23 protein-coding genes are annotated in these 25,333 nt (G+C 58.1%); 15 read left to right on the top strand and 8 right to left on the bottom strand.

The window, feature by feature from the left end:
* Positions 1–100 precede the first annotated feature (100 nt).
* The 8 genes from serA to A3709_RS08850 all read left to right on the top strand — a co-directional run bounded on the left by serA (position 101) and on the right by A3709_RS08850 (position 13,426).
* Positions 101–1,330, top strand: a complete 1,230-nt coding sequence (gene serA, locus A3709_RS08885) for a phosphoglycerate dehydrogenase (RefSeq protein WP_066053219.1) — start codon at positions 101–103, stop codon at positions 1,328–1,330.
* A 55-nt stretch (positions 1,331–1,385) separates the two neighbouring features.
* A complete protein-coding gene (locus A3709_RS08880) occupies positions 1,386–1,952 on the top strand; it encodes an RNA polymerase sigma factor (protein WP_197484132.1) in 567 nt (188 codons plus the stop codon).
* 137 nt (positions 1,953–2,089) lie between these two features.
* Positions 2,090–3,079 carry a FecR family protein gene (locus tag A3709_RS08875; RefSeq protein ID WP_066053216.1) on the top strand — a complete coding sequence of 330 codons (990 nt, stop codon included), beginning with the start codon at positions 2,090–2,092 and terminating at the stop codon, positions 3,077–3,079.
* 206 nt (positions 3,080–3,285) lie between these two features.
* Positions 3,286–6,186 carry a TonB-dependent receptor gene (locus A3709_RS08870; protein WP_066053213.1) on the top strand — a complete coding sequence of 967 codons (2,901 nt, stop codon included), beginning with the start codon at positions 3,286–3,288 and terminating at the stop codon, positions 6,184–6,186.
* 25 nt (positions 6,187–6,211) lie between these two features.
* On the top strand, positions 6,212–6,721 hold the full coding sequence (locus A3709_RS08865; protein ID WP_066053210.1) for a hypothetical protein: 510 nt from the start codon (positions 6,212–6,214) through the stop codon (positions 6,719–6,721).
* A 267-nt stretch (positions 6,722–6,988) separates the two neighbouring features.
* Positions 6,989–9,847 carry a TonB-dependent siderophore receptor gene (locus A3709_RS08860; RefSeq protein WP_231871149.1) on the top strand — a complete coding sequence of 953 codons (2,859 nt, stop codon included), beginning with the start codon at positions 6,989–6,991 and terminating at the stop codon, positions 9,845–9,847.
* A 158-nt stretch (positions 9,848–10,005) separates the two neighbouring features.
* Positions 10,006–11,832, top strand: coding sequence for a tetratricopeptide repeat protein (locus A3709_RS08855; RefSeq protein WP_066053205.1), 1,827 nt, complete (start codon positions 10,006–10,008; stop codon positions 11,830–11,832).
* A gap of 31 nt (positions 11,833–11,863) precedes the next feature.
* Entirely contained in the window at positions 11,864–13,426 is a 1,563-nt protein-coding gene (locus A3709_RS08850; RefSeq protein ID WP_066053202.1) for a tetratricopeptide repeat-containing sulfotransferase family protein, read from the top strand.
* Here the strand turns inward: A3709_RS08850 and A3709_RS08845 are convergent.
* The 4 genes from A3709_RS08845 to A3709_RS24815 form a co-directional block, all read right to left on the bottom strand.
* Positions 13,423–14,595 (bottom strand): aspartyl/asparaginyl beta-hydroxylase domain-containing protein, encoded by a 1,173-nt coding sequence (locus tag A3709_RS08845; protein WP_066053199.1) that lies wholly within the window; start codon positions 14,593–14,595, stop codon positions 13,423–13,425. The genes A3709_RS08850 and A3709_RS08845 overlap by 4 nt on opposite strands.
* Before the next feature lie 73 nt (positions 14,596–14,668).
* Entirely contained in the window at positions 14,669–15,997 is a 1,329-nt protein-coding gene (locus A3709_RS08840) for a hypothetical protein (protein WP_156507631.1), read from the bottom strand.
* A 164-nt stretch (positions 15,998–16,161) separates the two neighbouring features.
* Positions 16,162–16,347, bottom strand: a complete 186-nt coding sequence (locus A3709_RS08835) for a hypothetical protein (protein ID WP_156507630.1) — start codon at positions 16,345–16,347, stop codon at positions 16,162–16,164.
* A gap of 148 nt (positions 16,348–16,495) precedes the next feature.
* Entirely contained in the window at positions 16,496–16,627 is a 132-nt protein-coding gene (locus tag A3709_RS24815) for a hypothetical protein (RefSeq protein ID WP_255359731.1), read from the bottom strand.
* A 59-nt stretch (positions 16,628–16,686) separates the two neighbouring features.
* Here A3709_RS24815 and A3709_RS08830 point away from each other — a divergent pair, with 59 nt between their 5' ends.
* The gene (locus A3709_RS08830) at positions 16,687–17,670 is read left to right on the top strand and encodes a class I SAM-dependent methyltransferase (RefSeq protein WP_066053191.1); all 984 of its coding nucleotides are present in this window, start codon (positions 16,687–16,689) and stop codon (positions 17,668–17,670) included.
* A 30-nt stretch (positions 17,671–17,700) separates the two neighbouring features.
* Positions 17,701–18,285: a YhgN family NAAT transporter gene (locus A3709_RS08825; RefSeq protein WP_197484146.1), complete on the top strand. Its 585-nt coding sequence runs from the start codon at positions 17,701–17,703 to the stop codon at positions 18,283–18,285.
* A gap of 60 nt (positions 18,286–18,345) precedes the next feature.
* On the opposite strand, the gene A3709_RS08820 is transcribed toward A3709_RS08825, so the two are convergent.
* Positions 18,346–18,942, bottom strand: a complete 597-nt coding sequence (locus tag A3709_RS08820) for a YceI family protein (protein ID WP_082849999.1) — start codon at positions 18,940–18,942, stop codon at positions 18,346–18,348.
* Positions 18,943–19,088: 146 nt separating this feature from the next.
* Between A3709_RS08820 and A3709_RS08815 the strand changes: the two genes are divergently transcribed.
* From A3709_RS08815 to A3709_RS22540, 5 genes are all read left to right on the top strand, one after another.
* Positions 19,089–19,445, top strand: a complete 357-nt coding sequence (locus A3709_RS08815) for a metalloregulator ArsR/SmtB family transcription factor (RefSeq protein WP_156507629.1) — start codon at positions 19,089–19,091, stop codon at positions 19,443–19,445.
* A complete protein-coding gene (locus tag A3709_RS08810) occupies positions 19,442–19,912 on the top strand; it encodes an arsenate reductase ArsC (protein WP_066053183.1) in 471 nt (156 codons plus the stop codon). The genes A3709_RS08815 and A3709_RS08810 overlap by 4 nt, the downstream gene beginning before the upstream one ends.
* Positions 19,912–20,943: an ACR3 family arsenite efflux transporter gene (gene arsB / locus A3709_RS08805; RefSeq protein WP_066053180.1), complete on the top strand. Its 1,032-nt coding sequence runs from the start codon at positions 19,912–19,914 to the stop codon at positions 20,941–20,943. Before A3709_RS08810 ends, arsB begins: the two co-directional genes overlap by 1 nt.
* Entirely contained in the window at positions 20,940–21,662 is a 723-nt protein-coding gene (arsH, locus tag A3709_RS08800; RefSeq protein WP_369795132.1) for an arsenical resistance protein ArsH, read from the top strand. Before arsB ends, arsH begins: the two co-directional genes overlap by 4 nt.
* 87 nt (positions 21,663–21,749) lie before the next feature.
* Positions 21,750–21,998, top strand: a complete 249-nt coding sequence (locus A3709_RS22540; RefSeq protein ID WP_369795142.1) for an efflux RND transporter permease subunit — start codon at positions 21,750–21,752, stop codon at positions 21,996–21,998.
* A 16-nt stretch (positions 21,999–22,014) separates the two neighbouring features.
* Here A3709_RS22540 and parE read toward each other — a convergent pair whose 3' ends face one another.
* From parE to A3709_RS08785, 3 genes are all read right to left on the bottom strand, one after another.
* On the bottom strand, positions 22,015–23,904 hold the full coding sequence (gene parE, locus A3709_RS08795; RefSeq protein ID WP_146004248.1) for a DNA topoisomerase IV subunit B: 1,890 nt from the start codon (positions 23,902–23,904) through the stop codon (positions 22,015–22,017).
* Positions 23,905–24,007: 103 nt separating this feature from the next.
* Positions 24,008–24,844, bottom strand: a complete 837-nt coding sequence (gene cpdA, locus A3709_RS08790) for a 3',5'-cyclic-AMP phosphodiesterase (protein ID WP_066053173.1) — start codon at positions 24,842–24,844, stop codon at positions 24,008–24,010.
* 8 nt (positions 24,845–24,852) lie between these two features.
* On the bottom strand, positions 24,853–25,305 hold the full coding sequence (locus A3709_RS08785; protein WP_066053171.1) for a DUF1249 domain-containing protein: 453 nt from the start codon (positions 25,303–25,305) through the stop codon (positions 24,853–24,855).
* Between the last annotated feature and the right edge of the window lie 28 nt (positions 25,306–25,333).

Here is a 25,333-nt window from a genome sequence, read left to right as displayed (position 1 = left end):
TTCACAGGGCGCTGAATCAGGGGGCGCGTATGGTACCATACGCGCCTTTTTTTCTGGTCCACTCCCTTTACGGGCCTCCACAACACAGGATTGAGCGGTCATGGCACAGCAGTCTCTGCCCAAAGACAAGATCAAGTTTTTACTCCTGGAGGGCGTTCACCCGTCCGCTGTCGAAACGCTAGAGCGCGACGGTTACACCAACATTGAGTTTCACAAAAAGGCACTGCCTCCCGAGGAGCTGAAGAAGGCCATCGCCGGCGCGCACTTTGTGGGCATCCGCTCCCGCACCCAGCTGACCGAAGAGATTTTCGAAGCCGCCAAAAAGCTGGTAGCGGTGGGGTGCTTCTGTATTGGCACCAACCAGGTGGATCTGAACGCGGCCACCCGGCGCGGCGTCGCGGTATTCAACGCACCTTTTTCCAATACCCGCAGCGTGGCCGAGCTGGTCATCGCCGAAGCGATTCTGCTGCTGCGCGGTGTGGCGGAGAAAAACGCCGCGGCACACCGCGGTGAATGGATGAAGACTGCCGTGAACTCTTACGAGATTCGCGGCAAGAAGCTGGGCATTGTCGGCTACGGCAATATCGGCATGCAGTTGGGCGTGATTGCCGAGAGCATGGGCATGCAGGTGCAGTTCTACGATGTGGTTAATAAATTGCCGCTCGGGAATGCGCGCCAGGTGCCGAGCCTCAACAACCTGCTCGGGAATTCCGACGTGGTCAGCCTGCATGTGCCGGAGACCGGCGCCACCCAGGATATGATTGGCGCAGCCGAACTCGCGCAAATGCAGCAGGGCGCAATTTTGATCAATGCCTCGCGTGGCACCGTTGTCGATATCGACGCGCTGTCCGAAGCACTCGCCGAGGGACGCCTGGGCGGCGCGGGCATCGATGTCTTCCCCGTGGAGCCGCGCTCCAACGACGACGAGTTCATCTCCCCGCTGCGTCAGTTCGACAATACCTTCCTGACCCCTCACATTGGCGGGAGTACCGTTGAGGCTCAAGAGAACATCGGCATGGAAGTCGCCGAGAAGCTGGCCAAGTATTCCGACAACGGCACTACCACCTCCTCGGTCAACTTTCCCGAGGTGGCATTGCCCGAGCACGCCGGCAGCCACCGTTTGTTGCACATTCACCGCAACGTACCCGGCATCATGAGCGCGATTAACAACGTGTTCTCCGAGACCGGCGTCAACGTATCCGCCCAGTACCTGCAGACTACCGTGGAAGTGGGTTACGTGGTGATCGACGTCGATGCAGAGTACAGCGATGTTGCGCTGCAACGGCTGGGCTCCATTGAAGGCACCATCCGGTCACGGGTTCTGTTCTGATCAGGCGCTGTCGGGGGGCTGGCCACGGCCGGCTCCCCAGTGGCATCATCTTGCTGTGGCAAGCGACGATACGAAAAACACGAACCGAGACCAGTTCATCGCCGAACTGGTGACTGAGCACGGCGTGCCGTTGGAGAAATACCTGGCGCGCAAACTCGGCAATCCGGAAGACGCGGCGGAGCTGGCGCAGGAAGCGTTTATTCGCCTGCATCGGCTCGAAAAGCCGGAGACCCTAGATAATTCCCGTGCATTCCTCTACCAGGTAGCTACCAACCTGGCTGTGGATCAGCTGCGCCGGCGCCAGCTGCACTACAAATACCTCAAAAGTGAGAAAGGCATAGTAGAGGACGGCGAGCTGCAGGACCCCAACGCTGCGGGCGTATCTCCCGAGCAGATTATCAGCGCTAGAGAAAAGTTAGCGGCTATCGAGGGAGCGGTAGAAGAGCTGCCGTTCAAGGTGAAACAGGCCTTTTTATTACACCGCCAGAGTGGAATGCCTTATTCCGCGATCGCAGAACAGCTCCAAGTTTCAGTTTCGAGCGTAGAAAAGTACATATTGCAGGCATTGAAGCACTGCAGACGTAGACTTGCGTCACATTATCTGCATGAAGATCGACAATAAGGCAGGGTTAACAATCTTTCACATGAATATATTGAGGGAAGTTGTTTCCCATTCGTCACATCAAGATACAGGCTATATCGCAAGCAACCCGACCAAAGCCGTCAGAGAAAAGCGGGAAGTAGCCGCAGGAAGCAGTCGTGGAAACACAATGCAACAGACAATTCGAGCACGCATGCGACTCAGCTCTGGGCTGGATTGCGCGACTGCGCTCGGATCAAGTGTCTACAAAGGATAGAGAGTTCTTTGTCTTGTGGCTGAGTGAAGACACCAGCCACCGCGCCGCAATGGACCAGATGCTCGACCTATGGGATGACCTCGGTGTCCTACAATCCTTACCCGAAGTCAGCACTGACAGAATCGAACTCCCTCGCGAGGCAACCAACGCATCGCACTGGTACGCAGGAGCTGCTGCGCTGGCAGCGAGCGTCTTTCTAGCCGTATTCATTTACCCAGAGCTGGGTGGGGATTCGATCAGCACCGAGTATCGGACCGCCGTCGGTGAGCGCGTCGAAATTAACTTGCCCGACAAGTCTCGCGTGGTGCTCAATACTGACTCGTCTATCAGCGTGACCTATACCGACGAGCAGCGCCACATCGACCTGCGCCGCGGCGAGGCCTGGTTCCAGGTGGAATCAAACAAGGAACGCCCCTTCCACGTCGACGCCGGTGAGACCAGGGTTACGGCGATCGGCACCGCATTTAATGTGTACCGCCAGGCGTCAGCTATCGATATCACGGTCACTGAAGGCGTGGTCAGGGTTAGCGAAATTGTCGATACCGGCGCCCACAAGGCCACCAGCAAAGTACTGCAGGTTAACCAGCAGTTGCGCACCAGCAGTGACGGCTGGGCAATGTCACCCCCCGCGGACTTCAGCGCCCAACTGGCCTGGCGTCAGGGCGAGCTGGTGGCCGATGAAATGCCGCTGGTAGAACTGATCGCTGAACTCGAACGCTATCACCAGACCAATTACTTGATCGCCGATCCCAGCATAGCTGGCCTCACCGTTTCCGGTTTACTCCAGCTGGATGAACCCGATGCAATTCTCAAGGCCCTCGAGGTCAGCCTGGGCGTCCAGTATGACACCCTCGAGAGCGGCACCGTCCGGTTGCTCAAAGCAGACCAGTAAGCTATAAAGTCCCCTGCTTGGGACTACTAGCTTCTAGCTAGACCCAGGCGCTATTCCAAAATATATTCCAATTTTCAATGGCTTGCGACGAAGGTGCCGCGGCCGGGACAGCCGTGACTGACATCACAAGACGAGGTAAATTTCCGCCACCAGGCACACGCTCTGCGTGGCGCCGGGCCCTCCTAGGCGGTTGCATCAGTCTTGCCTTGGCCAGCCACGTCGCCGCCAATGTCGAGGAGACCCTCCAGTTCACCCTCGATTCACCTCGCTTGTCGTCTGCCCTTATCCAGCTCAGCCAGCAAAGTGGGCTCGCCATCGTATTTTCCGACCGACAGATCCGCGACCTGCCCTCGACACCTGTGGTCGGCGCGAGCAGCACTGCCGAGGCGCTTGATAGAATACTCAGGGGCACCAGTCTCACCTGGGAAGTCGTGGACGATCGCATCATCGCGGTCTATCCGCGCGAGTGCAGCCCGGGCGTCGAGGGCTGCGCCGGAGCCGCCGAGCTGGTGGCCGAGTACCCCATCTACGCCCCGGGCCTCGAAGAGACCTGGGTCTATGGGACAACCGTCACTGGCTCCCGGATTCGCCGCACCGGCTATACCGGCGGCGCGCCGGTGGACATCCTGTCTTCCCCCGACATCGAGTTGAGCGGCGCCCAGACCCTGGGGGAACTGTTGAAATTCATTCCCGCGGTGTCGGGCAACGCCATCAGTACCGCCATTTCCAATGGCGGCGACGGCACGGCCACCGTGACCTTACGGGGCTTACCCGCGAGCAACACCTTGGTGCTGATCAACGGGCGACGGGTGGCCAATGACGGCCTCGCGGGCGACTCGGTGGACCTTAACAGCATCTCCCCCGCAGCAGTAGAGCGCATCGAGATTCTCAAGGACGGCGCCTCGGCGATCTACGGGTCGGATGCCATAGCCGGCGTGGTCAACGTCATCATGAAGCGTGACTTCCACGGATTCCTGGCCGAGACCTTCTACGGCGAAACCTCCGTGGGGGATCTCAATACCACCACCCATACGCTGCAGTACGGCACCGGCCTGCCTGAGGGCTCCTTCTTTGTCAGTGCGTCCTACTACGAGCAGGGGGCCATTTTCAGTCGCGATCGCGAGGTGTCAAGCAATGCCGACACCCGGGCAATCGGCGGCACTGACCAACGCTCCAGCGCCACGCCCAATTCGCGTATCGCCTTTCCTGACGGAGAGACGCTGATAGCCGAGGGTTCCGGCTACCGCGCCGCAACCGTCGAGGACCTGTTTAATTACCAAGCCTTTACCACCGCAGTGGTGCCGCTGGAGCGAAGCAGCATCTACGGCAATGCCAGCTACGACTTCAACGAGAGCATCACCGGCTACGTCGAGCTGAGCTACCTCAAAACCAATGCCAGGTCCACGCTAGCCCCCACCCCGGTGTTCACCGGTTTTGAAACAGAACCGCTGGTGGTTGCCGCAGACAATATCTACAACCCCTTTGGCGAAGAGTTGCTCGATGTACGCCGACGGCTGGTCGAGCTTCCTACCCGGCGCCAGCGCAACGAGTCCCGAGTGTCCCGGTTCAGCGCGGTTATCGAGGGTCTATTCAGTGAGTGGCACTGGGACATCGGTTACAACTGGAGTCGCAGCGAGGCCAGCGAAGTAACCTCCAACATTGTCAATGCCGACAATCTGCGCCGCGCCCTGGGCCCATCATCCGGTTGCCAGGGGCTGGCACTGGATGGATGTATCCCGATCAACTTGACAGGACCTGCTGGCAGTATAACGAAGGAACAGGCTGACTATATAACCGCCGTTGGTGAAGTGAGCGGTTACTCGCATCTTTCTTCGGGTAGTATCAACGTCACCCGGGCTATGCAGGGCCTTCCCGCTGGCCGCCTGGACCTGGCGATGGGACTGGAGGTACGCCATGAGTCCACCAGAAAGCGCCCCTCCCCGCTGCTAGCCAACATCGGCACCATCGGCGCAACCAATTTCGAACCTACGCGGGGAGATCGCAATATCATCGAAATTTACGCGGAGGCAATACTACCGGTCTGGAAAAGTGCTAGTAACCTTTCCCATTTCGATGTAGAAGCGGCCGTTCGGTACTCGGACTACAACGACTTCGATGACACCATCAATCCTAAGCTGGCCCTACACTGGCAGGTAGGGCCCGAGTTCCTGCTGCGGACCAACTATGCGGAGGGGTTTCGCGCGCCGAGCCTGAACGAGCTGTTCGCTGGTGTCACAGAGAGCCAGGACTTCCTAGAGGACCCCTGCACCCGCCCGAAGAACGTGAGTGCACTACCGGGGTGCAGCCAGTTGGCGGACCCGTCACGCAACCAGTTCCTCACGCTCAAGGGCGGCAATACCGAGCTGCGGCCCGAGACCTCGAACAGTTATAGTGCCGGGCTAGTCTGGACGCCTGTCGCCCTCCCCGGCCTGGCGGTCTCAGTGGACTATTTCATAATTGACCAGGGGAACGTGGTCTCCTCTAGCGCCCAGTTTATTGTCAACCAGAGCGCCCGCGACAGCAGCTTCCAAGACAGAGTCGAGCGTGACGCCCAGGGCAACCTGACACTGGTTCGGGCCAACAATATCAACATCGGAAAACGCAAGGTGTCCGGCGCGGATACGGCCCTCACCTACCACTACCGCAAAGGACCCTGGGGCCAGTTCAGCTTGGTGGGCAGCTCCACCTATATGCGGGGGTACAAAGCGCGTCTGAACCGCACCGCCTCTCGAATAGATTTTGCTGGGACATTCCGTGACGAAGCCTCCGAGGGATTGGGTGGTATCCCCGAGTGGAAGGCCCAACTGGGTCTGCGCTGGGCCCGCGACAGGTGGCGCGGTAGCTGGCAGATGCACTACGTGGGCAGCATGGAGGAGTTGGTGCCAGGCATAGACAATACCCGCGAAATCGACAGCTGGTTGGTGCATGACTTGCAACTCAGCTACACCGTCCCCGTACTAGGTGGCTTGCGGCTGACCCTGGGCGTGGACAACCTGCTCGGCGCCGAGGCACCCTTGGCGGCCTCGGCGTTCAATGACAATATCGACGGCCGCACCCATGAACTGAAAGGGCGTTTCTGGTACAGTCGAATCTCCCAGCGCCTGTAAACGCAGTATCCAGAGGGCTAACTCCATGACCGGGACTGCCATTGATCCTATTTCCGCACTCTTTTCCCGCTCACTACACCTGTGTGTATGCCTGATTGCCTGTGCTCTCCTTCTTCCAGCCCTGCCGGCATTCTCAGAGGAGTTCCCAGGAATTCGCGAACTGATGAGTGGTGACGAGTTCGAAGCCGCCGGACTGGGACAGCTGGACGCAGAACAGCTGCGCGCCCTCGATACCTGGCTGCTGAAATACACAGCCGGGGAAGCGGAACTGCTCCAGATCGACAATGAGGAGGTCAAGGAAGCCCGGGGATTCTTCTCCCTGCGGGCTCGGATAGATGGTGACTTCCAGGGGTGGGACGGCGAGACGAAGTTTTACCTGGATAATGGCCAGGTCTGGCGCCAGCGGCTCTCGGGCCGCTACAAGCATCGGGGTGAGCCCAACCCGGAAATCGAAATCACCCGCAACTGGCTCGGGTTTTACAAAATGACAGTGCTTGAGACCGATAAGAGCGTCGGCGTCAGTCTGGTCAAATAGTGAACAAAATCGCCGTCTGAGGCGGTATCAGGGTCAAAAAGCAGAAGTTGACAGCAAACCAACCATCAATGCTCCCACAACCCTCCACAATCGTGAATTTTTCACATTTTTTAATGCTCACAACACCTACACTGCTTTGAGGTTAAGGGAGACTTGTACGTCTTACCCATATGGTCGCGTGGCTCCGCCCACTATAAAAGTGGCCTACCTTTATCTAGAAAATACAGGGGTATTAAAATGATGCATAGAAAACCACTAGCACTCGCTGTGAGTGCTATTTTGGGGATGGGCGCAGGTGTGTCCTCTCAGGTCTCCGCACAGGAAGGTGCTGACCAACTTGAAGAAGTTGTTGTCACCGGCTCACGAATCCTCAAGGCAAACCTGGTAACCTCAAGCCCAGTAACCGAGCTGGACGCTGAGCAGATCGAACTCACCGGTGTTACTCGGATCGAAGACGTGCTCAATTCCATGCCGCAAGTCTATCTGGACCAGAGCGCCGGCCAATCCATTGAATCACAAGGTACCGCAACGGCCCAGCTGCGTAATCTCGGCGTAAGCCGTACTCTGGTTCTGATGAACGGTCGTCGTCTCCCCGCCAATTCGCCCCTGTCGTCTGAATCAGGCGCCGACCTTAACCTGATCCCTACGTCTCTGGTCAAGCGGGTTGAAATCCTGACCGGTGGTGCCTCTTCTACCTACGGATCCGACGCTGTCGCTGGTGTCGTCAATTTCGTCATGATGGATGATTTTGAAGGCATTAAGATCGACTACCAGCACGCTGCATACCGCCATGACAACAGCGGTAACGCTCCTGGCGATGCCACCGTGGCAGCCGGCTTCCCCGTACCCGACGGCGTACAGAATGACGGTGATATCGATGACATCACCATCATGCTGGGCGGAAACTTCGACAACGGCCGAGGCAATATCACTGCCTGGGGTACTTACCGTGAGATCGAACCTGTTCTGCAGGGCGATCGCGATTACAGTGCATGTGCGGTACGCCGCGTATCAGATGGCTCCCTGGCGTGTCTGGGCTCAGCCACAAACCAAGCCGGTTCCTTCTACTTTGAAAACGACGGGTACACTAACATCTACAACGTTCAGGGCAACAGCCTTGAGCCTGGTCTCGGCAAGCGCTTCAACTTTGCCGCACCCAGCTACTACCAGCGTCCTGATGAGCGCTACACCCTTGGTGCCTTTGGCCACTATGAGCTGAATGAGCACGTCGAGGCCTATACCGAACTGATGTTCATGGACAACCGCACCGTGGCCCAGTTCGGCCCGGCAGGTGTCTTCTTCAACAGTGGCTTCGAAGTAAACTGTGGCAACCCCTACCTGTCAGCTCAGCAGAGAGACACCATCGGCTGTGCCGGTGCTTCTGACGACACGACTGTAGGCGCCATCTTCGGACGTCGCAACGTGGAGGGCGGTCCTCGCCAGGAAGACCTGCGTCATACCACCTACCGCTACCTGTTCGGTGTTCGCGGCGACATCAACGAGACCTGGCGCTACGACGCTTCCTGGCAGTACGCGGAAGTGGACATGCGTTCAAGAGGCAGCAGCTACGTAAACATTGCTAATGCGCAGGAAGCGCTGCTCGCGACTCGTGACGCAGATGGTAACATCGTGTGTCTCTCTGGCGGCAACTGTGTGCCTTGGAACATCTGGCAGACTGACGGCGTTACCCCTGATCAGACTGGCTGGCTGAACCAGCAGTACTTTCAGACCGGCACCACCGACCAGGAAGTCTTCAGTGCATACGTCCAAGGTTCTCTGGGAGACTACGGTATCCAGATTCCCACCGCGCAGACTGGCATTGACGTGGTACTGGGCACCGAGTACCGCAAAGAAAGCCTAACTTACCAGCCCGATGATGCGGCTCTGAACGGCGAGGTAGGTGGTCTTGGCGCAGCCCTAACCCCTGTTGACGGAAGCTACGACGTAATGGAGTTCTTCGTCGAAGCCAGCATACCCCTGGTAGAAGGCAAGACCTTCATGGAAGAGGTCGTACTAGACGTTGGCTATCGTTACTCAGACTACGACCCCAGCGGTGAGACTACCAACACCTATAAGTTTGCAGGTTCTTGGGCCTTCGATCAGGACATCAAGGTGCGAGCCAGCTACCAGCGTGCAGTGCGTGCGCCGAACATCAACGACCAGTTCCAGCCCCAGCAGGGCACACTGTTCGCGATGGACGACGACCCCTGTGGCAACGTAGTTAACGGTCGGTCCGGTCGCGGCTATACGTTCGAGCAATGTGCTCGCACAGGCGTGAGCCAGGCTGTATGGAACAACGGCGGCCCGACTGATTCTCCTGCGAGCCAGTACAACGCGCTGATCGGCGGCAGTACTGAACTGGCTCCGGAAGAGTCCGACACCTATTCTGTCGGCTTTGTATTTACCCCCAGCTATATTGATGGCCTGAGCTTCAGCTTGGACTGGTACGACATCGAAATTACCGATGCGATCTCCAACATCGCGGCAGAAACCACTCTTATCCAGTGTATCGAGAACGGCCAGTTCTGTGACAAGATTCGCCGTGGTCAGAACGACTCTTTGTGGCTGGGTAGCGCCGGTCCGGACAACGGTATCGAGGCCCTTTCGCAGAATATCGGCTTCTTCCGCGTGAAAGGTATCGACGTAGAGATCAACTACAACCTCGATATAGGTAGTATGGGTAGCATCCTGTTCAACAACAACTATGGCTACATCGACAGCTGGGAGCAGGAAGAATACCCCGGCGCTGGCGTCGTCAGCTGCGAGGGCGCCTACGGTGGTTCTTGTGGTACTCCTACAATTGAAAACCGCAATCGCTTCTCTGCTAACTGGGCCACCCCCTGGGACGTCAACCTCAACCTGACGTGGCGCTACATCGGTGAAGTAAAGCAGGAGTTCACCGCCAACCCGCCCTCCGACCTGGATGCGGTCAACTACCTTGACCTCTCCGGTACTTGGAATGTTACTGATTGGGCGAGAATACGTGCAGGTGTCAGCAACATTACCGACGAAGAGCCCGAGTACGTACCTCAGGGTGTGACCGCTCGTGAAAACGGCAATACTTTCCCAGGCTACTATGATGCGCTGGGGCAGTACTGGTTCGTTGGTGCGACCTTCGAGTTCTAAAAGAGCTCAATTTAACTCAGACAAGGCCGGCTTATGCCGGCCTTTTTTTCTACCTCGCAGCCGCTTGTGCTGGATCAGCACCGAAACGCAGAGGCCAAACCCTCGCTGTGGTATCATCGCTACTCTTCCCAGTGTATGACTCAGGTTCGGGGCAACCCATGCAAGAGCGCGCGATGCTGCAAAAGGCGGCGTCTTTTTTACAATCCGGCAGGCGCGACGAAGGCGTGGCAATCTGCCAACAGGTACTGCGCAACAATCCCAACAGTTCGGATGCCACCCATTTTCTAGCCATGGCGGCGCGCGATGCCGGCCAGTCGCAGCAAGCCGAGGCATTGTTTCGCAAAAGCCTATCCCTTGCACCGCGGCGCCCCGACTTCATGGTGAATTTCGCGGCTTTTCTGCGCAGTCAAGAGCAGCTAAAGGAGGCGCGCAAGGTTCTGCGTCGAGCGGTAAAATCCTCAGCGGACTTTGTCCCGGGCTGGTACCAGCTAGGTCTTCTGCAATTCAATACAGGCGAGCTCGCCGACGCGCACCGCAGCGCTATAAAGGTAACCAAGCTCGCCCCTGATCACGCGCCTGGCTGGGAGCTCCTGGCGGCCATCGAACAAAAGCAGGAACGACCGAAAGCAGCGATCAAAGCCTGTCGGCGCGGCCTAGAGAAAGCAACCAACGCTCCCCGGCTTCAATACTCCCTCGCGCAGCTGCTGCGACAGGAGTGTGAGTTTGAGGCTGCTGCAATGGCCTATAAGCAGGCGCGTGTCCTCGGCTTCGAAGCTCCCGATCTTTATCGCAACTTGACGGAGTCACAGCTGGAAATGGGCGATGCAGATGGTGCCATGACCTCAGCCGTCGAGGGTGTCAGGCGTTTCCCGGACAACCCAATGCTGCTAAAGTCCCACGCCCGCTTACACTGGGAGCTGCAGGCCCCCGGTGATCCACTGCTCACATTGTGGCAGTCCGCCCGCAACCTGCCGCAACGGCCGGACGTATGGCAGACACTGGTAGAACTGCTCAACCGCTTCAATCGCTATGATGAGAGTGAGGAAGCGCTGCGCGTGGCGGCCTCCCTGGGATGCCCGCAGACACCCGAGATACGGATGCTGATGGCCATGGGCACCGCTAGGGCCGGCGAGCCCACAGAAGCTACGGCCATCTATTCGCAGCTCGAAGAAGCGTTCCCTACCCATAGGGGGATCATGCTCAACTTCGCCCAGCATCTTCTGGCCAACGGCGATCCCGCGCGCGCGGAGGTTTTGTGTTCGCGCGCACTTGAAACGCATCCGCAAGACCAGCTTGGGCTGGCCTACCTGGGCACTGCGTGGCAGATGCTAGGCGACGCACGCGAACACTGGCTGATGGACTATGAGACCATGGTCAATACCGTGACGCTCACACCGCCAGAGGGTTACTCAGATATTCGCGTCTTCATGGCCGACATACAGGAAGTACTGGAACAACTGCACCGAAGCCAGGCCCACCCTATCGACCAGACGGTTCGAGGAGGAACCCAGACTAATGGACACTTGTTCCGCCTGAGAGAGCCACTGTTACAAGATTTAGAGACCCGTATCAGGGCAGCCGTCGCTCAGATTATCGAACGCTTCCCACACGACCCCACACATCCACTGTGGGGGCGCCGGGCCAAGGCGCAAACCGAGGTCAAATTTGCAGGGGCGTGGTCCGTTCGGCTACGCAACGAAGGTTTTCACACCAACCACATTCACTCGGAGGGCTGGCTCAGTTCTGCCCTCTACATCGCCCTTCCCCATGAGGTTCAGGCGCAGCAGGTAGGGGACAAAGCAGGCCATATACAGTTTGGAGTGCCGTCGCTGGAGCCGCCATCAGACCTAGAACCGCGGCGAGTCCTGCGGCCCAAAATCGGCACCCTTGTGCTGTTCCCATCCTACATGTGGCACGGTACAGTACCATTTGCCTCGCAGCGGTCCCGGATCACGGTGGCCTTTGATTTGCTGCCCCGGAACTGAACCAGACTACCCCCCTAGCAGGAGAACTAACGTGACCCAAGCACTGCAGAGCATTCTGTCGACGGCAGTTAATCACCTTCGCGAAGGAAGACTGGAGGACGCCGAGCGGCTCGCCCGGCAGTTGCTGTCCGGCTTCCCGGAAGAGCCGGAAGCGAGCCTGTTTGCGGCCGAAGTCTCTCGTCAACGCAATGAAACGGGTCTAGGTTTGGAGCGACTGGAGAATGCGATAACCGCAAATTCGACGGACGCTAGGTTACTGGTGCGCAGAGCCCAATTCCTCTTTGAACTGCGCAGGCGCGAAGACGCTCGCAACGCGGTACAGGCCGCACAGCGCTATGTCAGTAGAGACCTATGGCAGCAACGCACGGTTGCCCACGTGCTGCGTGACTGCCAGGATCTTGAAGGTGCCCGGGCATGGCTGCTCACCTCGATAGAGGAGTTGCCGGACAGTATTGAGCTGCTCTACGACCTCGCCATTATCGAATTCCACCTGAACCTACCAGAAGAAGCGACTGCGCACGCCGAAAGACTGCTGGAACTACAGCCTTTTCATCACGGCGCTTTGCACCTGCGGTCCACTCTGCGCAGGCAGAGTGCCGAAGATAACCACATAGACGATATCAGGGAACGGCTAGAGCAGGCCCAGGAACACCCCCGGTTCGTGGGGGTCGCCAATTACGCGCTGGCTAAGGAGTATGAAGACTGTGGCAATTATGCCGCCTCTTTCGAGGCACTGCAGCGCGGTGCCCGAGCCTACCGCAATACCGTCCAGTTTTCGCTGGAGGATGAGGTGGGCGCCCATGAACACATCATGAGTACATTTACTGCCACGGCCCTCGAGCAGCTCGGGGAAGGCCACGCGGAGCCCGGGCCCATTTTTGTGGTCGGGATGCCACGCACCGGCACCACCCTGGTGGAACGGATACTGAACTCCCATAGTCAGGTCGCATCCCTTGGGGAATTCACAGATTTTCCGAACCTGCTGTCGGAAGCGATGCAGCAAACGCCGGCAAAGACATCCACTATCGATACCTCCCTTGCCCTCGACTTCACAAAACTCGGCAGGGATTACATGGCCGCAGCCCGTCAGCTGGTGGGGGAGCAACCCCGCTTCGTGGACAAACTGCCATTCAATTTCCAGTACTGCGGCTACATTCTAGCCGCAATGCCGGAGGCAAAGATCGTTCACCTCACGCGCGACCTCATGGATACCTGCTACGCGGTATATAAAACCATTTTCTTCGGGGCCTACAACTTCTCATACAACTTGGAAGAGTTGGCCCACTACCTAGTCAGCTATCGCGCACTCATGGATCACTGGCACTCAGTCTACCCCGATAGAATCGTTGACGTTGCCTACGAGTCCCTTGTTTCTGATCCTGACCAGGTCTCGCGCAACCTGCTAAGCGCTATCGAGTTGACCTGGGAAGACGCCGTGCTGGACTTCTACAAGCTGGATTCTGCATCGATGACGGCCAGCGCTATGCAGGTGCGCAATCCCGTCAATAAGGATTCAATCGGCTCATGGCGCCGGGCAGAGGCAGGCATGGCTCCCGCGAGGAAGATTCTGGAAGACGCCGGACTGCTGTACTAGCCCTCTTGGGTACTCCAGGCATAGTTGGCACGCAGCAACACGCGTATCATTTCTTTCTCCGCCTCGTTCAGCAGCGGATTCCACACGTCGAAAATCAGGATGACGCGCGTTTCGTCTGCGTTATTCCACGCCTCGTGTTGGATGCTATCATCGAATACCCAGGCCTCCCCAAGGCGCCACTCGCGAGTCTCGTTGCCCACACGAAATCCCGCCGGGCCGGGCAGCACCAAGGGCAGGTGCACCAGCAGCCTGGCATTAGTCGAGCCGGTGTGGGGAGGGATTCGCGTGTTAGGTGCCAGCGCGGAGAACACTGCCGTAGGGGCAAAGTCCTGTTGGTCAGCCATGGGTATCGACGACAAAACTTCTGTGGTCTGAGGGCACAGACGCTGTGGCTCCAGCTGGGGCTCGCCATCTCGCCACAGCCATAGTGCGCTCCATAGTTCGGAGCCATTGAGCTCCTTGTACTGGTTTTCCGGGGTGCCGGGCGGATAGTCTATGTAGGGCGCAAACCCAGGTAGGTCCAGCTCCAGCAGCGCAACAAGCTCGTCGCGGATCGTCCCAGTGTTTGCTTCGAGCGCCTCCAGCCACGGGAAGTATTCCCTGTCGAAGAAGGGTATGGCCGGCAATCGTGGGATATGCAATTGAATGGGCTCGGCATTGTAGATTCGCTTTGTGCCAGCAAGAATGCCGATTGTCTCCTCGATGCGCGCACTGGTGTCACCGGATGAGAACCTGTCAATGCCCGCAATGGCATCACGCAAATACGCCTCCAACTCCACGCTGACCGCATCCACGGTCTCGCGCGCCCTGGCGATGGGTGCTTTCAGCGAACTTGGTATCTGGCCCTCAGTCGGCGCAATTTTGAGCGCATTGGCAAAGATCTCGGCTGCTAATCGCTCCTTACCCATCTGTTTGAGTATTTCGCCCTTGGAGAGCAATGCAAGGAAAAAGTAAGGATCTGCGGAGAGCGCCTGATCGAGAACCTGCACTGCCGTGCTGAATTCGCCAGATAATCGATGGGCGAGGGCCCGGTGCAGCTTAAGCTCTAGGTTCTGCGGGTAACGGCGCTCGAGCTCGGCGAGCTGTGCTTTAGCACCCGCCAAGTCTCCGCGCTGCAGATGATCCATCGCAGCGGCGATATCAGCGCGCTGCTTAGCGTCTACAATCATAGGGTTTCCTAGCAGTATCTGAAGTCAAGTCCCTATTGTAAAGGTTGAGCCTGTCGCGGGCGAGTGTGGGCGATCAATAGCGAATGAGGTAACTGCGCTCTACCGGGCTGGATGCAACCGCTTCTCCGGCGACAAGGCTGGGCCGGAATCGGATGTTCTTGAGAAAACGGTGGCTACGATTCACCGTATCCGAGTTGTCAAGCTCACTAGGGGAAAGAACTTCAATATCCCTAGCTTTACCGTGCCGGGACACCGTGAAGCGTAGCCTCACCTCGCCGCTGTGGGGCACCGGTATGACCAAGCGCCCCGGCTGGAAGACGACCTCCCTAGGCAACTCCAGTGGTGTGCCGAAAGTTTGCTGTCGCCATATCTCGACTTCCGGCTCGTCATCCATCAGTTCCCACGCATCCGCATAAGTGTTCTGGGCCAGAGCGTAACGATGGTGCCATTGGTACCAGTCGCCCAGTGCCACCACCATATCGGCTCGATCCCGCATGCTCTTCGACGGATCATTGTCTACGATCGCCTGCATTTGCCTGATGTTTTGCTCACCGTAGCGATAGTTGAAGTCGCGAAAACGCATGAACCGCATCTTTTTCAATGTCGGCAACTCGACGTGATCCTGCTGTCGCATTTCGACTGCGACGGAGGCCTCGGACTCACCCGCATAAGTGGACATCAGGTACTGGGCCTTCAGCTTGCCCAGAAGATAAGGAAGAGCTGCAGGGTCATGCTCACCCTCGCGCGAGATCACGGCATCCACCATCTCAGAATACAGGTCGATCATCCCAAGAATGCGCGGGTAGCGCTCCCGGTCCAGTTCAGAAATGTAAGCATTGCGCTGCCAGTCCGCGTACTGCTCAACAGCCAATAGCATTTCAGGATCTGCCGCGTGCATATTTTTCCGCTGGATCCTGAAAAGGTAGTTCTGGTAATTGTCGGCTTCGACAAACTGGCCCTGGGCCATCAAGGCTTCCACTATCTGCTGCACCAGCGGAATCTGCAGAGGTGTTTCAAGGCCTTCGTTGACGCGCAGCAGGTGAATCGCCTTGCTATAGGAGTCTATGGCTTGAGAATAACGCTGATTCTCATGGTGAACGGCGCCTTGGCGACTGAACGCCACTGCCTGCTCTGCTGAATAGGGGCCGAAGGCCTGCGTGGAACCCAGAGATTCTTCAAGATAGGTCGCAAGTCCGCCGGAGTCGAGTGGGGAGTGGATGTGCGGTTTGTAGCCGTTTACCGGGTCGTCCAGACGCGCAAGGTTGCCGCCGTAAGCTGTGGCGGTGGGCAATTTTGGAACGATAGAGCTGCAGCATCCGGCGTCATACTCCCCCGCGGTGACGCCCGAGGACGTTGCCAGGAAGAACAGTGCCAACCCGGTCATAACTCGGGCAGAAGTCATCTTAATCAGTCCTGGGACCCTGAAACGATTTTCAGTATATCCTGCTCGCGATTGCAGATCTACTGTTGCTCCCCCTCGGCAATCCCGGCTGCCTTACGGAAACTATCTTCAACTTTTCGCACTTCATTTCGAGTCAATTGAGAGGACCCCATCAAACGGTAGGACTAATGTACGTTGGAATTGCGGAGTATGGCCATGTTAAGAAAGTGCTCGTCCTCCTCGTAGTCTGCCTCCGCATAGGCCTGCTCGGCTAGGTGGTACAAATGGTAGGGATTCTGACGACTGAATGTTCGCATTTGAGCGGCATACTGCTCTCCAACTCGGTCATAGAGCCGTGCCAGATTGCTCATGGCGGCCGGATCATCGCTTTCGTCTATAGCACGTAGATAAGCGGCCAAAGAACGGGGAGGAAACGCCCTGAAGTGTTCCGGTCTTCACCAACAGGTCGGTCTGCAGCTTATGCATTGACTCCAGGTAGAACCAGATGTCCATGGGGCATTATGCCGCCTTGTAACCCATCCACTCGGTGTGTTCGTACACCTGACTGCGCAAGTTCATGATATTGGCAAGGCGCATGATCTCAGCGGGCGGCGGCGCTGCCTGTTTGTTTTTCTTGCTGGGTTTGGCCATGGGATTACCTGCGCTTCGAAGGAGAGTATTATAGGCACTTCGCCAGCGGAGGGGCACAGGTGCCTGCCAGTAAAAATTCATCAGCCGAGCACTGGAGCCAGTGGTGGTCCGAGGGGCACATCACCAGCTTCGGCCCCGCGCTCATCAATAACTATGAAGGCGCGACGCGCGCGCACTGGTTACAGATATTCGCGGAACTATCCGAAGCCGATATCCTTGATATCGCCACAGGTAACGGCGCTCTGGCCACGCTCGCGGTAGAGTGCGCCGAAACGCATGGCAAGCACTTTCAGGTGACGGCAACAGACATCGCCGCCATCGGCGAGCATACCAGCAGCACCGACTCTAATATCCCCCGATGGCGCGGGCAGATCAGTTTTCGTGCAGAGGTGCCCTGCGAACAACAGCCATTCCCGGATGCGAGCTTTGATCTCATCGTGTCCCAGTACGGATTCGAATACAGCGATATAGACGCCACCCTGGCGGAGATACACCGCTTACTGCGCCCCGGTGGCCGCTTCCAGGCCGTCGCCCACCACGCGAGTTCCGGGGTGATCAAGCGGCAGGGGCTTAGCGCGCGCATTTATCAGGCTGCGCTACAGCAATTGAAGTTATTCACGCTGTTAAAGAGACACTTTGACAGCTGGGGCAAGGCCCGCAATCCACAGGCGGTTGAGAAGCTGACCACCAAGCCCAAATTCCAGAAGAGCCACAATGCGCTGGAGAACGCATTGCGCCAGTTTGTCGGTGCGTTCCCCAACGACGAGACTGCAGCAAGGCTGTTCTGCGCGATTGACGATCTGCGCGGCGACGCACCTCGCATGTCGCCCGAGGCCCGCACGGCGGCACTGAAAAAGCAGGAGGCCGGCTTCCTTGGCGCACAGGCGCGCCTGCAGGATCTTTTTAGCGCGGCACTGGACAGCGACCGTATCGAACACATAAGATCGCGCGCCCGCGATATCGGCTACAGTGATGCTACGGCCGAACCCTTTCTCGATGAGGATGGGGCCCTGGCGGGGTGGTCTTTGCGGCTGCTGAACTAACGACTGATACAGGATTTCACCGTGGACTTAATGACCGCTTTTATCACCCTGCTTTTCGTCATGGACCCGTTGGGCAACGTGCCCATCTTCCTGTCGGTGCTGAAGAATGTGGACCCCGCTCGCCGCCAACGGGTACTTGCGCGGGAGCTGGTCATCGCATTGGTGGTCCTGCTGCTGTTCCTGTGGGGCGGTGCTGCCCTGCTCGACCTGCTCGGCCTGCGCCAGGAGTCAGTCAGTATTGCGGGTGCGATCATCCTGTTCCTGATCGCTATTCGCATGATTTTCCCGTCACCCTACGGCCTGATGGGAGATACCCCGGAAGGCGAGCCATTTATCGTTCCGCTGGCCATTCCCATGGTCGCCGGCCCCTCTGCCCTGGCGATTGCGATGCTGCTGGTGACCACCAATCCGGACCGGATGATGGACTGGACCCTGGCCCTGATCGGCGCCTGGGCCGCATCTGCCGTGTGTTTGATGAGCGCGCCGCTGTTGCTGCGTGTACTGGGCAATCGCGGCCTGGTCGCGGTAGAACGGCTGATGGGAATGGTGCTGGTAATGATCGCCGTGCAGATGTTCTTCGAGGGTGTAGATGGATTCCTGCACCTGCGGGGCTAGTACCGCGGCGACCTGAACTCCGGGGGCATCAGATGACTGCCCCCAACCTTGCCGCTATTTCTAGCGGGCGTATTCGAACAATAAATTGAAGCTCACCGGCACGGCCGTGCTGATGTTCGTCAGGCCGGCCACTGCTCGCAGTGCCTCCACGCCACCGGCAAGGCCAAAGTCCGCCGCACTGACCACAATAGGCTTTGCAGTGACCACCCGCAGCGACGCCTCATCACCAAATACCACCACCGGCGCTGTATATTTCCTCTCCAGACCGTGCATGCTGACGGCAAAGGTAACGTCCGTGCTCATCGCACGACCATCGGCAGCCGCGGTGAGAATATCGGGCTCTATCAGCGCAGAAATCGTCGTTGTTGGAAACTCGGCAGTTTCAAAGAGCAGTTCGCGCATACGTTCATCGCGAATTTCGATCAGCGTGTTCACACTGTCCAGGTTAATCGTCACCGTGGCATTGCCGTCCTGGCCGATAAAACCCATCAGACTTTCAAAGCTGTGGCTCTCCGCAACCGCGAGATTCTTGACGGTTATGAAATCAACACTGGACTTGGCATCGTCCAGCTCCCACTGCGCCAGCGTCGGCAGTGCGGTCGCCATCATGCCCATGGCCAGACCCCAGATACCCACTCGTTTTGCCGTTTCTCGCATGGTCGTCACCTCCTTTCAACTGTGAATAGCGCACCATCCTAACCGGCGAGTCACACCCTCGCCAAGGCCATGGCAGCACTACTATATATATGTTTTTACATATATATGATAATGCATATATGATATGCGCCACGCTGGAGGACACCATGAACCCACAAGCCCTGTTTAAATGCCTGGCAGATGACACCCGCCTTAAGACCGTGCTGCTGATCGCCGCCGAGCAGGAGCTGTGTGTCTGTGAGTTGACCACAGCACTGGAAGTGAGCCAGCCCAAGGTCTCCCGCCACCTGGCGCAATTGCGCGATGCCGGTTTGCTGGCAACACGCCGCGCCGGGCAGTGGATTTACTATTCTATTAACCCTGAGCTGCCTGACTGGGCAAAAGATATTGTCGCTACCACCGCCCGTGGCAATCAGGAGGTCGTGGCGAGCTGCTGTGAGCGGCTGCACACCATGGGCGACCGCCCGGAACGCAATCGAAAGTACTGCGGAGCCAGCGCATGAAACTGTTGTTTATCTGCACACACAATCGCTGCCGCAGCATTATTGCAGAGGCTGTGACCCGCCAGTGGGGAGCACACACCCTGGAAGCACGTTCCGCGGGCAGTCAGCCCTCGGGGGTGGTTCACCCCCTGTCGCTGAAATACCTGGCCGAGGCGGGCGCAAACATCGACGGCCTTACCAGCCAATCCTGGGATGTACACGAAGCCTGGGCACCGGATGTGGTCATCACTGTGTGTGATCAGGCAGCCGGGGAATCTTGTCCGGTGTGGTTTGGCCAGGCCCTGAAGGTGCACTGGGGCCTCAGTGACCCCTCGCGCCTGGCGGGAACGGACGAAGAAATTGGCGCCGCATTCAAGGCGACCATCGCTACACTGAGCTCACGTATCGAAGCTTTGGCGGCGGCCCAACCGGATACGCTGGACACCGAATCACTGCGCGCCTTGCTCACAGCACTGGGAGAGAACTAATGGGAATTTTCGAACGCTATCTGAGTGTCTGGGTCGGGCTCTGCATTATCGCGGGCGTACTGCTGGGCAATCTGTTTCCCGCAGCCTTCGCCACCGTGGCCAGCTGGGAGTATGCCCACGTCAATCTGCTGGTAGCCGTGCTGATCTGGCTGATGATTTATCCGATGATGATTCAGGTCGATTTCTCCGCCATCAAGGATGTCGGTAAAAAGCCTAAAGGCCTGGCACTGACGCTGGTGATTAACTGGCTGATCAAACCCTTTACCATGGCCGCCATTGGCTGGCTGTTTTTCAAGATGTTTTTCGCCAGCTGGGTAGACCCGCAAACCGCCAGTGAATATATCGCGGGCATGATTTTGCTGGGTGTCGCGCCCTGTACCGCTATGGTCTTCGTCTGGAGCCAGCTGACAAAAGGCGACCCGAATTACACGCTGGTGCAGGTGTCGGTGAACGATATCATCATGATCTTCGCCTTCGCCCCGATTACCGCTTTTCTGCTCGGGGTTAGCGATATCACGGTACCCTGGGAAACGCTGTTGCTGTCGGTGGTGCTCTATGTGGTGTTGCCGCTGGTCGCTGGCTATCTCACCCGCCGCTTCCTGCACGACAAGGTCTCGGACTTTGTCCACAAACTGAAACCCCTGTCTGTGGTCGGATTACTGGCAACTGTGGTGTTATTGTTCGGCTTTCAGGCGGAAACTATTCTGGCCAAGCCAGAACAAATTGTGCTCATCGCCATCCCCCTGCTCATCCAGACCTACGGCATTTTCTTTATCGCCTATCTGGCCGCGAAAAGAATGGCCCTGCCGCACAACGTGGCCGCCCCGGCCGCCATGATTGGCACCAGCAATTTTTTCGAACTGGCGGTCGCTGTGGCCATTTCACTGTTTGGGCTACACTCTGGCGCAGCACTGGCCACGGTGGTAGGCGTACTGGTGGAGGTGCCTGTGATGCTGTCACTGGTAAAGTTCGCCAACAATACCCGGGACTGGTTCCCCGCGCCTGAGTCACAGCCCGCTACCAACGCTTGAGATCAACTATGAACGACCTACCCAATATCGCCCCTGACTCCCTGCAGGTCCCCACGGCAGAAGACCTGGTACCCGCTGAGCGATCCACCCATCCGCCGCGTATTCTACTGCTGTACGGATCGCTGCGCGAGCGCTCCTTCAGCCGCCTGGTCGTCGAGGAGAGCAAACGGCTGCTGCAGGCCATGGGCTGTGAGACACGCATCTTTAACCCCAGTGGCCTGCCACTGCCCGACGACGGCGATGAAAACCATCCCAAGGTGCAGGAGTTGCGCGAGCTGATGACCTGGTCAGAGGGTCAGGTGTGGTGCTCGCCGGAGCGGCACGGTTCGATGACTGCAATCATGAAAGCGCAGATCGACTGGGTGCCCCTTAGCATTGGCGCTGTTCGTCCCACGCAGGGCAAGACCCTGGCGGTGATGCAAGTTGAAGGCGGTTCGCAGTCCTTTAACGTGGTCAACCAGCTGCGCGTACTGGGGCGCTGGATGCGCATGCTCACCATCCCCAACCAGTCGTCTGTAGCCAAAGCCTGGGCGGAGTTTGATGACAACAATCGCATGAAGCCCTCCGGCTTCTACGATCGCATTGTCGATGTCTGTGAAGAACTGGTGAAGTTCACCCTGCTCACTCGCGACATCGCCGACCATCTCGTCGATCGCTACTCCGAGCGCAAGGAGACCGCAGAGGATCTCATGAACCGGGTTAACCAACGCTCGCTGTAGCGGAATGACACCACTTATTAAGAGGCCCGAGAACCAACGCCGACACCGAGCGGGTGCTATGCTGGTCCAGATAAGACCCAAAGAAATCTGGACCATGGCAACAATGAAACTACCCCTGGTCACGGCGCCATTCTGAATTCGGCTGTCAGCCGGATGCGGCCGGTAATGCTCACAACGGCAACAATCATTCTGGGTTTGATACCGCTGTTAAGTGACGTGTTCTTCGTGAACATGTCGGTGACCATTATGGCGGGACTGGGCTTTGCCTCACTGCTGACACTGGTGGTGGTGCCAACGCTCTACGCGATCTGTTTCAAGATTCACCGCGAGCGGTGACACAACCGGGGGCGGCCTAGATAACCTCAGCCAGGTCGCCCTTCTTCTCGAGCCAGGCCTTGCGATCTGACGCGCGCTTCTTGGCCAGTAACATATCCATCATGTTATTGGTGCCGTCACCGGCATCCAGCACCAGCCGCACCAGGCGCCGGGTGTCCGGGTCCATGGTGGTTTCGCGCAACTGCATAGGGTTCATTTCGCCCAGGCCCTTAAAGCGCTGCACGTTCACCTTACCGCGCTTTTTCTCGGCCTCGATACGGTCCAGCACGCCCTGCTTTTCCGCCTCGTCCAGGGCGTAGAACACTTCCTTGCCCACATCGATGCGGTACAGCGGCGGCATGGCCACGTAAACATGGCCCGCCGCCACCAGGCTACGGAAGTGGCGCACGAACAACGCGCAGATTAATGTCGCAATGTGCAGGCCGTCGGAGTCAGCATCGGCGAGGATACAAACCTTGTGGTAGCGCAGACCCGACAAATCGTCAGAGGCAGGATCAATACCCAGTGCCACTGAAATATTGTGCACCTCCTGGGAGGCCAGAATCTCCTGGGAATCCACTTCCCAGGTATTAAGAATTTTTCCGCGCAGGGGCAGGATGGCCTGAAACTCGCGGTCGCGGGCCTGCTTGGCGGAACCACCGGCAGAGTCACCCTCTACCAGGAACAGCTCGCCGCGAGTGGGGTCATCACCGGAACAGTCCGCCAGTTTGCCAGGCAGGGCCGGTCCTGCGGTGACTTTTTTGCGCACGACCTTCTTGGCGCTGCGCATACGGCTCTGGGCATTGCTAATGCACATCTCCGCGAGCTTTTCAGCCTCTTCGGTGTGCTGGTTCAACCACAGGCTGAAAGCGTCTTTAGCAACGCCAGACACGAAAGCAGCCGCCTCCCGGGAAGACAGTCGTTCTTTAGTCTGACCGGAGAACTGCGGGTCTTCCAGCTTGGAAGACAGTACATAGCAGCAGCGATCCCAGATATCATCGGGCGTGAGTTTCACGCCGCGGGGCAGCAGGCTGCGCAACTCACAGAACTCACGCATGGCGTCAAGCAGGCCGGTGCGCAAGCCGTTAACATGGGTACCGCCCTGGGCGGTAGGGATCAGGTTCACGTAGGATTCGGCGATGACTTCGCCGCCTTCCGGCAGCCACTGCACCGCCCAGTCCACGCCCTCGGTAGAACCGGCAAAGCTGCCGGTGAAGGGCTGTTCCGGAATGGCCGGATAATCAATGGTGGAGTCAGCCAGGTAATCGGTGAGGCCGTCCTCGTAGTACCACTCCTGGGTTTCGCCTTTCTTTTCGTCCTTGAATTTCACTCGCAGGCCAGGGCACAAAACGGCCTTGGCGCGCAGCACATGCACCATGCGCGATACGGAGAAATTAACCGAATCGAAGTACGCAGGATCCGGCGTGAACTTCACCGTGGTACCGGTATTGCGCTTACCGCAGGTATCGATCACCTTGAGGTCAGAGGTTTTTTCCCCGCCCGAGAAAGTAATCTGGTGCACCTGGCCATCGCGCTTAATGGTGACAATCAATTCGTTCGACAGGGCGTTGACCACCGAGACCCCGACGCCGTGCAGGCCACCGGAGAACTGGTAGTTCTTGTTGGAAAACTTACCACCGGCATGCAGCGTGGACAGAATCACCTCTACGCCAGGCTTGCCCTGCTCGGGATGAATATCCACAGGCATGCCGCGACCATTATCGGAGACCGACACCGAGCCGTCCTTGTACAGCACAACTTCGATCTGGTCAGCGTGACCGGCGAGGGCTTCGTCGACACTGTTGTCGATGACTTCCTGGGCCAGGTGATTGGGTCTGGAGGTTTCGGTATACATGCCCGGGCGCTTGCGCACGGGCTCAAGCCCCGTTAGGACTTCGATATCTTCGGCGTTATATGTGCTCATTATGGTGTTACTTGATACTACTTGGAGAATTGGCCGGGTTCATCGCATTGTACATGAGGGGGCGGCCAGCGAACGGAAGCTCTGAGAAAAATTTTGCGGGACTACTTCAGTCCAGATAACCGCCGGATTCCAGGTCGACATACAGCGATGTGGTCAGCCTTGAAACCGCGGATTCAATCCGCCCATCCGGATGCAGGTCGAGCCAGCGATATCCCGGCGCCTGGGCGTCGGCCTTGAAGTTGTCGCTGCCCGGCGCAAACTGCACGCAGGTAGAGGGGGAGGCCATAAGCTCAACCGACCCGCGCTGACGATCAATCTGCTGGTGCACATGCCCCCACAGCACCGCGCGTACCCCGGCAAAACGCTCCGTCAGTGCCCAGAACGCGTCCGCATCAGCGACCATTTGCTCGTCGATCCAGGCGCTGCCTACGGCCACCGGTTGATGGTGCATGCACAGCAGACTGTGCAGACCCTCGGCTTCAGCCAGGATGAGAGCCGTCTCGATGCGCGCCAACTCCGCAGGTCCCAGGCGCCCGCCAACCTCGCGGGGTATCTGCGAATTGAGCATGAGAATCTGCCACGGCCCAACTCTGATTTCCCCTGTCAGACGCTCGGGATCACGGGCTGCCGCCAGCATCTGGTCGCGATCGTCGTGGTTCCCAGGCAGCCAGTAATGGGGCGCTGCGAGGGTCTCCAGATAGGATTCGAGGCGTTCATAGGCGTGCAGTGCGCCCTTGTCGGATAGGTCACCGGTGGCCAGCACCAGGTCGTACTGCGCACGCTCCCGCTGCACCTGCGCTAACACCTGCTGCAGGGATGCATCAGTATCCATTCCCAGCAGAGTGCCACCGGCCTGCTGGCACAAGTGGATATCAGTGAGCTGAACCAGACGGACGACGTCTGTCGCCGGTGTTACGCGCGCGATGGGTGCTGGTTCCGTCATACCGGTGGCTAGGGGCCGCTACTATCGACCGAAACAGGTTTGGTGCTGTGACCGTTGCCAAGACAATGTTCGAGCCAGTCCGCCAGGAAGCGGTTTTGCTGGGACTTCTCGTCCTGCTGGAACATCTGCTTGTTGGGATAGGCGTATCGCCCCTGAATACGACGGTGCGATTGGAAGCTGCCGACCTCGAGCATGCCCGCGTCGTGATAGGCGCGCACTTCCACCTTCAGGCTCCCCAGCCAACGCGCCTGGGCATGCTGCTGGTGGAGACGGAAAATGGTCGTATAGCGACAGCGCTCGACCACCTCCAGGCACACCGTGGCGGGACCGACGGCGAACTCGCGGGTGTTGGTGCTCTCGTAATCGGGAAACAGGCGCAACAATCGGGCATAGTTCGCCTCGCAAACAGCGTGAAGCTCTGCGAGGTTGAGGTTGAATTGTCGGCTTCTGGCAGCGTGCACGAAAAGCAGTTCCTATTTGCGACGAAAC

Origin of the sequence: Halioglobus sp. HI00S01 (assembly GCF_001635445.1) — a bacterium.
In the GTDB taxonomy this organism is placed as follows: domain Bacteria; phylum Pseudomonadota; class Gammaproteobacteria; order Pseudomonadales; family Halieaceae; genus Halioglobus; species Halioglobus japonicus.
This window is presented reverse-complemented; position numbering and strand designations above follow the sequence as displayed.

Coding starts and splice junctions, on each gene's coding strand:
- A3709_RS08810 (WP_066053183.1), top strand. CDS start 19,442: ATGAAACTGTTGTTTATCTGCACACACAATCGCTGCCGCAGCATTATT.
- A3709_RS24815 (WP_255359731.1), bottom strand. CDS start 16,627: ATGGCCAAACCCAGCAAGAAAAACAAACAGGCAGCGCCGCCGCCCGCT.
- A3709_RS08835 (WP_156507630.1), bottom strand. CDS start 16,347: ATGAGCAATCTGGCACGGCTCTATGACCGAGTTGGAGAGCAGTATGCC.
- cpdA (WP_066053173.1), bottom strand. CDS start 24,844: ATGACGGAACCAGCACCCATCGCGCGCGTAACACCGGCGACAGACGTC.
- A3709_RS08825 (WP_197484146.1), top strand. CDS start 17,701: ATGACCGCTTTTATCACCCTGCTTTTCGTCATGGACCCGTTGGGCAAC.
- arsB (WP_066053180.1), top strand. CDS start 19,912: ATGGGAATTTTCGAACGCTATCTGAGTGTCTGGGTCGGGCTCTGCATT.
- A3709_RS08820 (WP_082849999.1), bottom strand. CDS start 18,942: ATGCGAGAAACGGCAAAACGAGTGGGTATCTGGGGTCTGGCCATGGGC.
- A3709_RS08815 (WP_156507629.1), top strand. CDS start 19,089: ATGAACCCACAAGCCCTGTTTAAATGCCTGGCAGATGACACCCGCCTT.
- A3709_RS08845 (WP_066053199.1), bottom strand. CDS start 14,595: ATGATTGTAGACGCTAAGCAGCGCGCTGATATCGCCGCTGCGATGGAT.
- A3709_RS08840 (WP_156507631.1), bottom strand. CDS start 15,997: ATGACTTCTGCCCGAGTTATGACCGGGTTGGCACTGTTCTTCCTGGCA.
- A3709_RS08865 (WP_066053210.1), top strand. CDS start 6,212: ATGACCGGGACTGCCATTGATCCTATTTCCGCACTCTTTTCCCGCTCA.
- serA (WP_066053219.1), top strand. CDS start 101: ATGGCACAGCAGTCTCTGCCCAAAGACAAGATCAAGTTTTTACTCCTG.
- A3709_RS08855 (WP_066053205.1), top strand. CDS start 10,006: ATGCAAGAGCGCGCGATGCTGCAAAAGGCGGCGTCTTTTTTACAATCC.